The sequence below is a fragment of the Ruegeria sp. S263 genome, from assembly GCF_056780525.1.
This window is the reverse complement of record NZ_CM165558.1, coordinates 467,632-482,480: the sequence shown is the minus strand read 5'-3', so window position 1 is coordinate 482,480 and position 14,849 is coordinate 467,632. Positions and strand designations below refer to the sequence as shown.

Sequence of the window (14,849 nt, the reverse complement as noted above, 5' to 3'; positions counted from 1 at the left end):
GTCATAAGAGCAGATAAACCTAAAAACAGGGCAATCCCCACATGTTCGACGCCGCGCCCCTGCTGCGAGATGTCTTTGGATTCGACGACTTCCGACCGGGTCAGGAAGAGATCGTCGATGCCGTGACGGCGGGCGAAAACGTGCTGGCCATCATGCCGACGGGTGGCGGGAAATCCCTGTGTTTCCAACTGCCTGCCCTACTTCGCGACGGGGTAACGGTGGTCATCTCGCCTCTGATCGCCCTGATGCGCGACCAAGTACGGGGCTTGCAAGAGGCCGGGGTTGAGGCCGGCGCGCTGACCTCGGGAAACACCCCCGAGGAAACCGATGCCGTGTGGGAGGCGCTGGAGGCTGGGCGGCTTAAACTACTTTACATGGCGCCCGAACGTCTGGCCGCCGGGTCGGCACTGGGGATGTTGCGGCGTATCAATGTCAGCCTGATCGCCGTGGATGAGGCGCATTGCGTCAGCCAATGGGGCCATGATTTCCGCCCGGATTATCTAAGGATCGGAGAGTTGCGGCGCGCGTTGAAGGTGCCCTTGGCGGCCTTTACCGCCACGGCGGATGCCGAAACACAGGACGAGATTGTCGAGAAGCTGTTCGACGGCACCGCGCCCCGCAAATTCCTGCGCGGATTTGACCGACCCAACATCCATCTTGCCTTTGCCGCCAAGGACGGGCCACGCAAACAGGTGCTGGATTTTGCTGCTGCGCGAAAAGGGCAATCCGGCATCGTCTATTGCGGCACCCGAAACAAGACCGAAGTGCTGGCCCAAGCCCTGCGCGCCGAGGGGCACTCCGCCTGCCACTATCACGGTGGCATGGACCCCGAGGATCGCCGCAATGTCGAAACCCGTTTCGCGCGCGAAGACGGTCTGATCGTCGTCGCCACCGTGGCCTTTGGCATGGGCATCGACAAACCCGATATCCGCTGGGTCGCCCATGCGGACCTGCCCAAATCCATCGAGGCCTATTATCAGGAAATCGGACGCGCAGGCCGCGATGGTGGCCAGGCTGAAACGCTGACCCTGTTCGGCCCCGATGACATCCGCCTACGCCGCTCGCAAATCGACGAAGGGTTGGCCCCGGCTGAGCGCCGCATGGCCGACCATGCCCGGCTGAACGCTCTGCTTGGACTGGCCGAGGCGCTGGTTTGCCGCCGTCAGACCCTGCTGGGGTATTTCGGCGAACAGGCTGCGCCCTGCGGCAAATGCGATCTGTGCGACACCCCGCCCGAGGTGTTCGACGGTACCACTCCTGTGCGCATGGCCCTATCCGCCATCCTGCGCACCGAGGAATGGTTCGGTTCGGGTCATTTGATCGACATCCTTCTGGCCAATGAAACTGAAAAGGTCCGGGCGCGGCGACACGACGACCTGTCCACATGGGGCATCGGCAAGGACTGGTCCCGCCCGCAATGGCAGGCAATTTTCCGGCAGATGATGGGGCATGATCTGGTCCGTCCCGATCCTGACCGCCACGGCGCGTTGCGCATGACCGAGGCAGCCAAACCGATCCTGAAGGGCGAGGCGCAGATTAACTTGCGCAAGGACACAATCCGCAAAGCCACCCGCCGCCCGGCCGTCAAAGCGATGGTTGCCGAAGAAGACGCACCGCTGCTGTCGGCGCTTAAGGCCAAACGCCGCGCGCTGGCGGAATCACAGCGGGTGCCCGCCTATGTGATCTTCCCTGACCGCACCCTGATCGAGATGGCCGAGACCCGACCCATGACGTTGGACGACTTGGCCCGGATCGGCGGCGTGGGCGCGAAGAAACTGGAACGCTACGGCGATACCTTCCTTGAGGTGATCGCGGGCGAAGCCGCCGCGCTGCACCCCGCCCGCCGCAAACTGGCCGGGCGCGATCAGGGTGAGATTTTCGATCAGCTTCTGGCGGTTCAGAACGATCTGGCGCGCGGTCCAGAAGGGATCGACAAACCGCTGACCTGCTCGGCCTCACAACTGGCCAAGGTGGCGCAACTGCGGCCCGGCGATCAGCGCGGGCTGGAACAGGTGCTGGGCGACCGTCGTCACGAAAGGTTTGGCGCGGCCTTTCTGGACGTGTTGGAACAGGCGGGCTAGATACGCCGTATCAGGCAAGAAAAGAGGGCGGATATGCTGGTAGTGATTTCCCCGGCCAAGCGGCTGGACTGGGCCGAGCGCGACGCGACAGTCACCCAACCCGATTTCCAGGACGACGCGATCCGGCTGTCGAAAACCGCCCGCAACCTGACGCTGGGCGATCTCAAAAAGCTGATGGACCTCAGCGATGATCTGGCGCGTTTGAACCGCGACCGGTATCGCGCCTTTTCCGATGCCCCCGAGGCCGACCTAACCCGCCCTGCCGCGCTGGCCTTTGCCGGGGACACCTATCAGGGGCTTGAGGCTGCATCGCTGGATGCCGATGAAATGGCCTGGGCGCAGGATCACCTGCGGATTCTGTCGGGGCTTTACGGCGTGCTGCGCCCTCTGGACGCCATTCAGGCCTACCGGCTTGAGATGGGCAGCAAGCTGAAGACCCGACGCGGCAAGAACCTGTATGAGTACTGGCGCGACCAGCTCAGTAAGGCGCTGAACGCACAAGGCGCGCAGATCGGGTCAGACATTCTGGTGAATTGCGCCAGTCAGGAATACTTTGGCGTTGTCGATCCCAAGGCGCTGAAGCTGCGTGTGATCACACCTGTGTTCATGGAGGACAAGGCGGGCACCCCCAAAATCGTCAGCTTCTTTGCCAAGAAAGCGCGCGGCGCGATGGCGCGATACATCGTGCAGCACCGCCTGACCGATCCTGCGGGGCTGTTGGACTTTGACACCGGCGGCTATGCACACCGGCCCGAGTTGTCGACCGAGGACAAACCCGTCTTCGTGCGTCCGTATCAGGCCTGAGCCAGCATTGACCGGTCGTAAGCGACCAGTTCAACCGTATTGCCCTCGGGGTCTTCGGTGAAAATCCCGCGCCAGCCAATCCAGTTGAATTGCTCAACCCGGTAGGGCTGACCAATTTGTTCATACCAACGCGTGACAGCGTCTTGTTCTTCGAAAGGCAGCGACAGGGCGATGTGATGCAAAGCCGACGCGCCGCCGGTCACCGGGGATTGATCACCTGTGGGATGCAAGCCCGGACGCGGGGCGGCTGTATGGTGGAACAGGGCCAAAACCTGAGTATGCCCGCCGAAACCCTGCGCGATCTCGAAAAAAACGATCGCACTGTCATGGTCGCCGCTCAGACGCTGCAATCCGATCACTGTTTCATAAAATTCGACCATCGCCGACATATCGGCGCATCGAATGGCTATCTCGCCCAGCGCGCGAGGCTGAAAACCACGTTCATTTAACATGAGTTCAGCCTAATTTGGTTATGGCTGTCCGGCAACGACTGCCTGAGTGCCCTCCGGTTGATGCGTCAGGATCGCTTGTTGGATTTTCTGTTTTTGCAGAGGTTTGGTTAGGTAGTGGTCCAAACCTGCCGACAAGATCCCCTGATCATCTCCTGACATCGCATGCGCGGTCAACGCGACAATCGGAACATGGCGGCCTGTCTCAATCTCGCGCCTCCGGATTTCACCGGTGGCCTGCTTTCCGTCCATTTTCGGCATGGAAATATCCATAAAGATCAGGTCCGGATCGAAATCACGATGGACATCCACGGCTTCAAGTCCATTTCCGGCGAACCGCAGTTCGATGTTCAGATCCTTGACCATTTTCTTCAGGATCAGTTGATTGGTCCGGTTATCTTCGGCCGCCAGAACACGCATCAAACGCCCGGCCGAAGGCACGTTCGCGTAATCGGGTTCGACGGTTTCTGGTACAGCTATTTCTGCGGGTTCGGCCCGTGTTTCCTGACCAAGAGCGGTCAGGTGCGTATACAGTTCAGCCCGGGGAATGGGTTTTTGCAGAACGCCTTCGATCAGATGTCGGGCCGGGTTTGCGTGGATGACGGCGGGATTGGCTGACATCACCACAACCGGCAGTTCGCCCCACCCGCGATCTTTCAGGATGGTCGCCAATTCCAGCCCATCCATATCCGGCAGATCGTGATCACACAAAAGCAGGTCAACAGTATCGTCAACTGCGGCCAAAGCCTCTCCACCAGACGAACACACCGTGACACGCGATCCCAACCGGCCGAGCTGCTTCGACAGGATGGCCCGGTTGACCGCCAAATCTTCAACAACCATCACGTGGTGCAGACCCCCACCCAGATCCGGAGGGGCAGGCTGAACGCCTTCGACGGTCGGCATCGACACGCGGAACCCGAAACACGACCCACGCCCCGGTTCACTTTCTACCCAGATCGTACCGCCCATCAGCGTGATCAGACGTTTTGTAATGGCCAGCCCCAGCCCGGTTCCTTCGAACTGGCGGTTGCGTTCATCTTCGACTTGATTGAACTCACCAAATATGTGGTCGATCTTTTCCGGTTCGATCCCGATCCCAGTGTCTTCGATCGCCACGTGTATATCGCAGGTCTTGGTATCGGTATTGGGCACCCCGGTAACGCGGATCAGAACATGGCCGTTGGCGGTGAATTTCACCGCATTGCCCACCAGATTCGTCAGAACCTGACGAACACGACCCGGATCACCAACAAATAGCGTTGGAAGGAACAGGTCATAGTCGACCAGCAGCGTCAGACCCTTGTCACGAACACTTGGCTGCAAAAGCATCGCAACCTCAAGAATACAGCGTTCAAAGTCAAACTGCTCAGGGTGCAGGATCAGCTTGTCCGCCTCGATCTTGGAATAGTCGAGAACGTCATTGATGATGACCAGCAACGCCTCACCCGAGTTGCGGATCGTGTTAAGATAGAGCCTTTGTTCCTCGTCCAGAGGGGTTTCAGTCAGCAGGTCAGTCATCCCGACAATGCCGTTCATCGGGGTGCGTATCTCATGGCTCATATTGGCCAGAAATGCGGACTTGGCGCGGTTTGCTGCTTCGGCCCGTTCGCGCGCGGCCGTCAATTCGGCCTCATGCCGGACCGAGGCCGAGATGTTCAGCGCCAGACTTACAACATCGCCACCATTGCCCCGCTGGTCGATCAGCTTGACATAGTGACCATTCCACAGGCGAATAATTTCCGCGTTGGGATGTGGTTGTGACCAACGGGCCAGCATCCTCCGGATCCAGTCCGGTGCAGCCTTGGAACCCAGATCAATCAGCCCCTCAGCGACCAAAATCTCAAGTATCCGTGGATATGCGACGCTCGGCGCAACTTCGTCGATCCCGTCAAACAAGCTAAGGTAGGCCGTATTCGCCCCGATCAGGCGGTTATCGCCGTCAAAAAACGCAAACCCGTCCTGAAACGTCTGAATTGAATGCCATAAGCGCCGTTCGGCCACCTCAATTTTGGCATTGGCCAGCGTCAGGTCGGATTTGACCTTTTCATTCTCACCCCGAACCGTTTCCACCTCGGCCTGCGTTTCGCCGATGCGCTTGGTCAGGGCCATTGCATGCAGGCCCAGCTTGCGGTTGGCGGCGGACAATTCGGCCTGCTTCATTTCCAAAAGACGCTCTGCCGCCAGACGTGCGCGTCGTTCCTGTGCCAGTTTTGTTGCAAGACTCATCTTTGGTCATCCCGGACTAACCCGAGATCAACATCCAGCCAGAGCGTGAAGAAGTGTTTAAGCGCTTACCGCGCAGTTCGGATCACAGGCGCGGGCCGTCAACGACGCCCCTCGCGCAACCAACCGCCCAGCAGGAAGCCGCCCGCCAGAAGCAGCACCAACCACGGCGGCAGCAAACCGGCCTGCGTGACGTCCCGAGTTTCATAAGCGTCGCGCGGCGTCAGGCCAATCCAGCCGCGCCCGGATGCCGGTCGTCCCGCACGCACGTTGCGGATCGCGGGCAGGCCGTCCTCCAACTTGATCGCCCCACCGCGCAATTCAGCCAGCAGCGGATCCAGAACGTCCGAGGTTGCGATGGTGCGCTCAAATTCTTTCGGCGCGGCCGGACCTAAACCGATAACGGCGGACAACTCGCCTTCCTGCAAACGGTAAAGTCCGATTTCCGGCCCAAAATACTGTGCCTCGAACCGGCCGGGGGAAATCATGTCGAGCGTGATGTCCAGCGTTTCCCCATTCGGGCGCGTGACCGTAACTGGACCGACCTCATCCTCAAGGGTCTGCCGAATGATCCGCATGATCTGGCCGTTGGCTTCGGCCCACAGCGCTTCTTCCTCAAGCTCGGGTTCTTTCATCATCCAATGCGCTAGCCGGCGCAGCAGTTCAAGCTGCGGCCCGCCCCCCTCGAACCCACGACTCCAAAGCCACGCATGATCCGAGGCCAGCATTGCCACGCGGCCTTCACCCACACGATCAAGAACCAAAAGCGGCCTGTCTTCAATCCCGGTCATCAGCAACTCGCCCGAGCGGTGCTTTACGTCGATCTGGCGCAACCACGCGCCCCATTGTTCGGAATCGCCAAGATCAGTCGTGACCGGATGGCGATGCCCCAGATCGGTCACCATCGGGACAAAGCGTTCCTCGATCACCCGTGCGGTTGGCTGCGCCGGTAGGATCGGTGCCAGGGGCGAGCGAAAGATACTGTCCGCGCTGGCAAAGTCAGGCCCGGCCGCGATCAGGACGGCACCGCCGTCGTTAATATAGTTGTTGACGTTGTCCAGATAGATCGCAGGTAAAATGCCGCGCCGCTTGTAACGGTCAAAGATGATCAGATCGAAATCGTTAATCTTTTCCAGAAACAGCTCTCGAGTTGGGAACGCGATCAGCGACAACTCATCCACCGGAACGCCGTCCTGTTTCTCAGGTGGTCGCAGGATTGTGAAATGCACCAGATCGACCGAGCTGTCAGACTTCAGCAGGTTGCGCCATGTCCGCCCGCCCGGATGCGGCTCGCCCGATACCAACAGCACGCGCAAACGATCGCGAACACCGTTCATCTGGATCAGCGCCGTGTTGTTTCGGTCTGTCAATTCACCTTCGGCTTCGGGCACCGTGAATTGAATGACATTACGCCCGCCATGGGGCAGGCTGACGGGCAATTCCACGTCGACACCGATAGGGATCGAGAATTGTTGGGGCTCGGCACCGTCGACCGAGATTTCAAGCGGCGCGCTGGTCGCGCCAGCCGGGGCTGCACCGCTATCTTCTACGCGCAAGGTCAGGGTGACCGGCTCACCGATAATGGCAAAGGCGGGGGCATTTCGCACAATCAAGCGGCGGTCCCAGTCGGTGGCGCGCCCGGTTTGCAGCAAATGCATCGGCGCTGGCAGGTCGGGTGCCTGATCTGCATCGTGCACAATCCCGTCGGATACCACAAGAATTCCTGCGATCCGCGCGCGCGGTTCTTCGGCCAACGCCTCGTTCAGCGCAGCCATGACCTGCGTACCTTCGTCGCCGTCGCCATCACCGACTTTGATCCGGCGCAGCTCGGTATTGTCGCGCGACTCGATCTCGGCCGCCAGTTCTTCGGCTGCCAGCGCGGTCTGCTCGGCGCGGTCCGAAAGGGTCTGACTGGCGCTTTCATCCTCGATCATCAACACGATGTCCGTCAGGGGCGCGCGATCCTCGATCTGGTAGACTGGACCAGCCAGCGCACCGATCACGACAAGGGCCGCCAAACCGCGCAGGGCCCAACCTGACAGACCCTGCCAAAGGGCCAGAACCACCCCGGCAAGGGCTACCGCAGCAACGGTGGCCAAAACAGGCCACGGGATCAGGGGATCAAAGATAACGGTTCCTGTCATTGTCCCAACCTGTCCAGCAAGGCAGGCACATGCACCTGATCCGATTTGTAGTTCCCGGTCAGGACATGCATCACCAAATTGACACCAAAGCGATTGGCCAGCTCTCGCTGACGCTCACCTGCATAGCCGCGTCCAACGGGCAACAGGGCCTGTCCGTTGCGGTCAACGGCCCACGCTCCGGCCCAGTCGTTGCCGCCGATCACCACTGGCGTCACGTTATCGTTGAGGTTGCGGAACGGCATCCCCTCGATCTGTTCGGCATCCAGTGGCGCGGCCTCGACCCAGACCTCGGTTCCGGCGTAGCGCCCCGGAAAATCCTGCAGCAGATAGAACGCGCGCGTCAGCACGTGGTCACGCGGGACAGGCTCTAACGAAGGAATATTCAAGGGCGCGGCCAACTGCTGCAATTTGCGTCCATTGGGGCTGGAGGCGCCAAACCGCGCCACATCCGAATCCCGCGTATCAAACAGGATCATCCCACCCGAGCGAAGGTAAGCGTTGAGCTTGGCGTAGGCTTCGGCAGACGGTTGCGGTTGCTGGGGGGTAATGGGCCAGTAGAGCAAAGGGAAAAAGGCCAGCTCATCCCGTTCCAGATCAACGCCGATCGGCTCGGCCGGTTCGACAGACGTGCGATAGAATAGGGTTTGTGCAAGACCCCGCATTCCGGCACCTGCAATGTCATCGACCTGCGCGTCACCCGTCAGGACATGCGCCAGCACCAATTCCTTGGTGGCGTTCAGCGCAAAATCGGTATCCGCGGGCGTCTGCGCGTCTGCTTGGGGCACAAACAGCAAAACTCCGATCGCAGTGGCCGCGGCCTTGGCCAGACCCAACCGTCCTGACAGCGCCAAAGACGCAATGACATCCACCGTCAGCAACAGCAGCGCAAGGCTGAGCAGGATACCTCCGATGGGCGTTTCCGTGCTAATTTCCTGCCCCTTGATAGGCACATCCGGTGGCCAGACCGCAGGGCTAAGCATCGTGTCGCTGGTCAGAATATTCAGCGCCAGCTTTTGCTTGCCGCTTTCGTAAAGCCCCGGACGCAGATCTGGGCCAATTGCACCCGACACAAGATCGACGCCATCAACGCCCGACAGATTGCCGGCATCAGACAAGGTGCCAAACCCATCCATCACCTGAATTGGCTCCCACGTGGTGCCCTGCAACTGGGACTCCTGCCGAGACTTGGCGGCCGAGGCGACGGCCAGCCGATCCAGCATTTCGACAAATAGGCCCGACAGGGGAAGGCTGGACCATTCTGCATCAGCCGTCACGTGGAACAGCACGACCTGACCCAGCCCAAGCGCCTTGCGGGTCACCAATGGCGTGCCGTCCGACAAAGATGCAATCACGCGATCCGCCAGATTAGGGTCTGGTTGCGCCATGACCTGCGTGGTCACAGATACATCTCCGGGGACCTTAAGCCCATAAAACGGTGAGCTTTCGGGGAACGGTGCAAGCCCCTTGGCCTCACCCCAGCTCATCGCGCCGCCAACGGATCGTCCGCCGCTGCGCAGGCGGACAGGCAGCAGGATATCTTCCTCATCACGGCCCAGATCACTGGCGGCCATACGCGGTCCGGCAAAGCGCAACAGCAAGCCACCTTCTTCGACCCATTCAACCAGTGCCGATTGTTCGCCCCCGGACAGTTTGGCGACATCGGCCAGAACGATCACATCCGGGTTGGCCGGCAGTACGTCCAGCAATCCGCCATCAACAAAATCCGCTGTCGGGATCAAAACCTGCGTCAGGTAATGCAACGGTGACAGCAACTCCAAACCTTCGCGGTTCCGCGTCCCGGCGATCAGGGCAACTTCGCGCCGCCGCAGGCTGTCATCGGTCAGTGTCACAGCCCCCGCAGACCGTTCACCTTGAATTTCAAACCGCGTGATCCGCGCGCGCAGTTCTGACGGCAGGGCCAGTTCTATCTGGGCCTGCGTTTCGCCACCTGCAAATTCCACCTCGGCAGATTGAAGAACCCGCATCACCCCGGCCGGGTCGCGGCCCTGCGCCAGAACCGTGATGCGTTCAGCCGGGCCCGCCTCGGCCCGTTGCGCGGTCAATTGAATGACGCCATCCTGATAGCCAGCCGGCAATAGTCCAACAACCGAGGATGGCGACTGATACACAGTGACACCCCCGCGCGCCTGCAAAGCCGCAAGGATCGTTTCGCTGCGATCATATGCCAGACGGTCACTGAACCAATGCGTTTCAAATTCACCTTCAACCTCATCCAGCGCGGCCAAAGCCTGTTCAATCTGCGGCAGCGTAGGCTGCCATGGCATCGGAACCAGCCCAGGCAATCGACCGCTCCACGCCTCGGCGGCCTGAAAGACAGGGACTTCGGGAACCGTCAGGTTAAGGATCGCGACCGTGCGCCCGGCACGCCCGGCCTCGGTCAGTTGCGCGTCGATCTGGTCCAGCGTCGAAGACCAACGGGATGCGCCCGCCCAGCTTCCGTCCAGCACCAACATCAATGGCCCTGATCCGGCTTGCTCTCGGGACGGGTTCAGAACCGGGCCAGCCAACCCGATGATAATCGCCGCCGCTGCCAGCATGCGCAAAAGCAGCAACCACCACGGGGTGCGGTCCGAAACGCTTTCTTCATCCTTCAACCCAAGCAGTAGTGTGACCGCCGGAAACAGTCTGCGGATCGGCGCTGGTGGCACGGCGCGCAGGATCAGCCACAGGATCGGAAGGGTCAAAAGACCCAGCAACACCCACGGTGCGGTAAATCCAATGCCCGCCAGAACCGTCATGCCGTTCCCCCGTCCAGCGCACGATAGAGCCACAACAGAGCCGCTTGCGCGCTGTCACCCGTGTGGTGCAGACCAAGCTGCCATCCGGTCGCGCGACACAGTTGCGTCAGCGCGTCCTTGCGACTGGCGAGACGCTCTAGATAGCGGTCCCGCAACTCTCCGGCCTTGAGGGTTTCGTGTCGCGCTGTGCCGCCAACGCTTTCAAATATGGTCCGCCCGCGATAGGGAAAGCTTTCCTCGGTTGGGTCCAGAACCTGCAACAGGACACCGCGCACGCCCCGGTCGGCGGCTTTGGTCAGGGCCAGTTCGACCTCATCCATCGGCCCGAGGAAATCGGAAATGAAGACGGCACGCGCATGTGGGATCATGGCCCTATGTTCGGGCGGGGCGTAATCGGCTGCGGCATCTTCGGACCAAGCCTGCGCCAGCCGCACGATTTGCGCGTTGCCGCGCCGGGGCGGAAGGGTTGTTCCGGTCAGTCCGACACGTTCCCCGCCGCGCACCAGCAGGATCGCCGTTGACAGACTAAGCAGGCGCGCCCGGTCCGCTTTGGTGTGCAGGGATTTGTCGGACGCAAACCGCATCGACGCGCCCTGATCGACCCAGAGCATCACCGATTGCGCGATCTGCCACTCGCGTTCACGCACGAATTGCTGATCCCCCCGCGCAGACCGCCGGTGGTCGATCATCCGACGACTATCTCCGATCTGCGCCGGTCGGTACTGCCAGAAATCATCACCCAGACCGGACCGCCTCCGTCCGTGATCACCCAGCAGGACGGTTCCCGCCAGATGTTCGGCCCGCGCCAACAGGGGCGGCAGCCGGGACGCCTCGGCCTCGGATCTTTCACGAAGGGTCAGCGCGGCATTCACGCCGCAGCCTCGGTGCGGATCAAGCCGGCAGCAGTGCTTTCGATCAGCTCAGCTAGGCTGTCCCCGCGTGCACGCGCCGCAAAGTTCAACGCCATCCGGTGGCTGAGGACTGGGCGGGCCATGTCCAGCACGTCCTCGGCATTAGGGGCCAATCGCCCCTGCAGCATCGCCCGCGCCCGCACCGTCATCATCAGCGCCTGCGCCGCACGTGGACCCGGCCCCCATGCAACGGTTTCGGCAACACGTTCAGACACACCCGCCTCATCCGGGCGGAAGGCACGAACCAGATCGAGGATCAGTTCAACGACCGAGTCGCCCACCGGCATCCGGCGCAAAAGAACCTGCGCAGCCAGCAATTCCTCTTTGGTGAAAATCTCATGCGCGTCGTCTTCCTCGACACCCGTGGTGGCCAGCAGAATGTCACGCTCGGTTTGGCGATCAGGGTATTCCACGTCAATCTGGACAAGGAAGCGGTCCAACTGCGCCTCGGGCAGCGGATAGGTGCCCTCTTGCTCAATGGGGTTCTGCGTTGCGAGCACGTGAAACGGTGTTCCAAGAGAACGATCTTCGCCCGCCACCGTCACCGTGCGTTCCTGCATCGCCTGCAACAGCGCCGATTGGGTCCGAGGGCTGGCGCGGTTGATCTCGTCTGCCATCAGCAACTGGCAAAAGATCGGGCCAGAAATGAACCGGAAATGGCGGCTGCCATCTTCGGCGGTATCCAGAACCTCGGACCCCAGAATATCGGCAGGCATCAGGTCCGGCGTGAATTGGATGCGGTTGCCGTGCAAGCCCATCACGGTCGACAGCGTTTCAACCAGTCGCGTCTTGCCCAGACCGGGCAGACCGATCAGCAACGCATGCCCGCCGCACAGCAGCGCGGTCAGGGTCAGGTCCACGACCCGTTCCTGTCCGATAAAGCGGCGGGTGATCGAGGACTTGGCCTCTTGCAGTTTGGTTTCCAGCGCTTCGATCTCGGACACGAGGTCGGCAGGTTCGGTCATGACTTTCCCTTCCGTGGACTAATATGGTTGAAGTGTATCGCGCGAAAAGGAAATGGCAAAAGTAATGAGCGGACAAAAACCTGTGACACCCTCTCCTGATGGCATTGCGGCATCAGTCAAAGCCGCCAAAACCAAGGGCTTGCCCCCGGTTCACCTGTGGAATCCTCCGTTTTGTGGCGATCTGGACATCCATATCGCCAAAGATGGCTCTTGGTCTTATCTAGGGTCACCGATCAACCGGTTCGAGCTTGTGAAGTTATTTTCCTCAATTCTTAAGAAAGAAGAGGGGAAATATTATCTTGTCACCCCGGTCGAAAAGGTGGGAATCACCGTCGAGGACGCGCCCTTCGTCGCGGTCGATTTCGATGCGACGGGCACCGGCGCGGCGCAGGTGCTGACTTTCACGACACATGTCGGCGATACCGCCATCGCAGGGCCAGATCACCCGATCCGCATTGTTATCGACCCTGAAACAGATGAACCCGCGCCCTACATATTGGTGCGTGCCAACCTCGAAGCGCGGATCGACCGCAAAAGTTTCTACCGGCTGGTCGACATTGCCGAACACAATGATGATTGGTTCGGCGTCTGGTCAGATGGACAGTTTTTCCCCCTGATCCGGTCCGAGGACTTGCCGGACTAAGCCCGGCGCACCACCCGACGATCTTGCGCCAGCACCACGGCCACAGCCACGATCCCCGCGCCCAGCGCGCGAGTCCAGTTCCACTCGTCCCCCAGCACAAGCATGATCAACATCACGTAAAACGGCGCGATGTTGATGTGGAACGACGCCAGCGCCACGCCGATTTTCCCGACCGAGGCGATAAAGAACACCTGACTCAGCCCCATCGAGATCAGCGCATAGATCACCAGCATTCCCGCTTGCTGCATATCAACCGGAGCCGTGGGGATGACATCCATACCCAACTGCCCTGCCGTGAAGAACAGAAAGAAGGCCACGACCAACCCGCCCACGAATGTAATGGTACTGCGCCCGGTCTGGCTGAGTTCTGGAAAATCCCGCGCGGTTGCCATGCTGGCCCAGCAGAACAACCCCGTCGACACAATGGCACACCCTGCGCCAAGCCCTAGTTGAGCGGGGGCCACCGCGCTGGTTGCGATTAACCCACCGATGATCGACACTAAGACTCCGATGGCAAAATTCCACTTCAAACGTCGCGTACCCGTCGCCAGCTCCAACAGAGTCGCAAACAAGGGCGCGCACGAGGCGATGATGGCCACGGTCACCGGGTCGGTCAGCTTTTGCGCCAGAATGATCAGGAACATCCCAGCGCCCAGCGTTCCACCGACCAGCATCGCATGCCCCCAACGGGCGCGCAGTACGCGGGTCGGCCCGTCAAACAACACCCAGATCGGCACCATCACCAACACCGCAATCGCCAGTCGCGCCACCAAGAGCGCGACGGGGGGCCAGCTTTGCAACAGCACCTCGGCCGCCGGAAACCCGGCTGCCCATGTCAGCATGCTTGCCACCGCCAAGCCATTGCCGGGCAAGGCAGAACTGCGCCCGGCAGACACAGAAAGAGTGTTCCCGCGCACGGGGTCAGGGCTCATTGCCATGGTGTCAGACCTTTTGTTGGAACGGCGACCGAAAATGATTCGCCGCATTGTCCCGAATGTCTCTGAATTGCCCCGGGCGATCTGGCCGATTTTCGACAATCTGTCGTTTTCAGTCCCTTTCCCTGAAATCACCCGACAGCTAAGGTCCGGTCACCAAAAACCCGGACCTGCCAATGCCCAAATTTGCCGCCAATATCTCGCTGCTCTTTGCAGAACTTCCCTATCTCGACCGGTTTCAGGCGGCAGCAGAAGCCGGGTTTCAAGCCGTTGAGATTTTGTTTCCCTATGATCTGGCCGCCAAGGAAACGCGGCGGGCCTTGCTGTCCAATGGGTTGGACCTTGTCCTGATCAACGCGCCGCCACCAAATTACACGGGCGGACAGCCGGGCTATGCAGCAATCCCCGGCGGCGAAGCGCGGTTCCAATCGGATATTCGTCGCGTGATGCGTTACGCCGATGTACTGAAACCGGGGCTGATCCACATCATGTCGGGCTATGCCTCGGGCCGCGATGCGCTGGACTGTTTCGTGGAGAACCTGAAATGGGCTGCCGATTTCGCACCCCTGCAACAGTTCACGATTGAGCCGCTGAACCCAGTTTCGCAGCCAGACTATTTCCTGAACGACTACGATCTGGCTGCTGATGTTCTGAACCGCGTAGACCGCCCCAATATCGGGCTGCAACTCGACAGCTTTCACGCCCATATGATTCACGGCGATGCACTGGACGTGTGGAGCAGGTTCAATGCCAACGTGGTCCACGCTCAAGTTGGCGCGGCACCAGACCGATCAGAACCCGGGCGCGGGCCAACCGATTTTCCTGCCCTGTTCAGCGCGATGGATGATGCAGGATACGCAGGATGGGTCAGCGCCGAATACGTGCCCTCAACACCGCAAACGATCAACAGCTTGAAGTGGATGCGCGCCTAG

Annotated in this window: 11 protein-coding genes; 4 read left to right on the top strand and 7 right to left on the bottom strand. The window is 60.5% G+C overall.

Features of this window, described 5'->3' with window-relative positions; translation table 11 throughout:
- Positions 1 to 41: 41 nt before the first annotated feature.
- Together recQ and yaaA are read left to right on the top strand one after the other, a co-directional pair.
- Positions 42 to 2,081 carry a DNA helicase RecQ gene (gene recQ / locus ACT2B1_RS02315; protein WP_171240305.1) on the top strand — a complete coding sequence of 680 codons (2,040 nt, stop codon included), beginning with the start codon at positions 42 to 44 and terminating at the stop codon, positions 2,079 to 2,081.
- 33 nt (positions 2,082 to 2,114) lie between these two features.
- The gene (yaaA, locus tag ACT2B1_RS02310; RefSeq protein WP_481668496.1) at positions 2,115 to 2,885 is read left to right on the top strand and encodes a peroxide stress protein YaaA; all 771 of its coding nucleotides are present in this window, start codon (positions 2,115 to 2,117) and stop codon (positions 2,883 to 2,885) included.
- Here yaaA and ACT2B1_RS02305 read toward each other — a convergent pair.
- The 6 genes from ACT2B1_RS02305 to ACT2B1_RS02280 all read right to left on the bottom strand — a co-directional run bounded on the left by ACT2B1_RS02305 (position 2,876) and on the right by ACT2B1_RS02280 (position 12,339).
- On the bottom strand, positions 2,876 to 3,337 hold the full coding sequence (locus ACT2B1_RS02305; protein WP_481668495.1) for a VOC family protein: 462 nt from the start codon (positions 3,335 to 3,337) through the stop codon (positions 2,876 to 2,878). The genes yaaA and ACT2B1_RS02305 overlap by 10 nt on opposite strands.
- 18 nt (positions 3,338 to 3,355) lie before the next feature.
- Complete coding sequence (locus ACT2B1_RS02300) at positions 3,356 to 5,563, bottom strand: response regulator (RefSeq protein ID WP_481668494.1); 2,208 nt, start codon at positions 5,561 to 5,563, stop codon at positions 3,356 to 3,358.
- 98 nt (positions 5,564 to 5,661) lie between these two features.
- Positions 5,662 to 7,704: a hypothetical protein gene (locus tag ACT2B1_RS02295; protein ID WP_171240301.1), complete on the bottom strand. Its 2,043-nt coding sequence runs from the start codon at positions 7,702 to 7,704 to the stop codon at positions 5,662 to 5,664.
- A complete protein-coding gene (locus ACT2B1_RS02290) occupies positions 7,701 to 10,463 on the bottom strand; it encodes a DUF4159 domain-containing protein (RefSeq protein ID WP_171240300.1) in 2,763 nt (920 codons plus the stop codon). Before ACT2B1_RS02290 ends, ACT2B1_RS02295 begins: the two co-directional genes overlap by 4 nt.
- Positions 10,460 to 11,335, bottom strand: a complete 876-nt coding sequence (locus ACT2B1_RS02285) for a DUF58 domain-containing protein (RefSeq protein ID WP_481668493.1) — start codon at positions 11,333 to 11,335, stop codon at positions 10,460 to 10,462. The genes ACT2B1_RS02290 and ACT2B1_RS02285 overlap by 4 nt, the downstream gene beginning before the upstream one ends.
- Entirely contained in the window at positions 11,332 to 12,339 is a 1,008-nt protein-coding gene (locus ACT2B1_RS02280) for an AAA family ATPase (protein ID WP_171123099.1), read from the bottom strand. The genes ACT2B1_RS02285 and ACT2B1_RS02280 overlap by 4 nt, the downstream gene beginning before the upstream one ends.
- 64 nt (positions 12,340 to 12,403) lie before the next feature.
- Between ACT2B1_RS02280 and ACT2B1_RS02275 the strand changes: the two genes are divergently transcribed.
- The gene (locus tag ACT2B1_RS02275; RefSeq protein ID WP_171123101.1) at positions 12,404 to 12,982 is read left to right on the top strand and encodes a DUF1285 domain-containing protein; all 579 of its coding nucleotides are present in this window, start codon (positions 12,404 to 12,406) and stop codon (positions 12,980 to 12,982) included.
- Here the strand turns inward: ACT2B1_RS02275 and ACT2B1_RS02270 are convergent.
- Positions 12,979 to 13,914 (bottom strand): DMT family transporter, encoded by a 936-nt coding sequence (locus ACT2B1_RS02270; RefSeq protein ID WP_481668492.1) that lies wholly within the window; start codon positions 13,912 to 13,914, stop codon positions 12,979 to 12,981. The genes ACT2B1_RS02275 and ACT2B1_RS02270 overlap by 4 nt on opposite strands.
- 179 nt (positions 13,915 to 14,093) lie before the next feature.
- Between ACT2B1_RS02270 and ACT2B1_RS02265 the strand changes: the two genes are divergently transcribed.
- Positions 14,094 to 14,849: a hydroxypyruvate isomerase family protein gene (locus tag ACT2B1_RS02265; RefSeq protein WP_481668491.1), complete on the top strand. Its 756-nt coding sequence runs from the start codon at positions 14,094 to 14,096 to the stop codon at positions 14,847 to 14,849.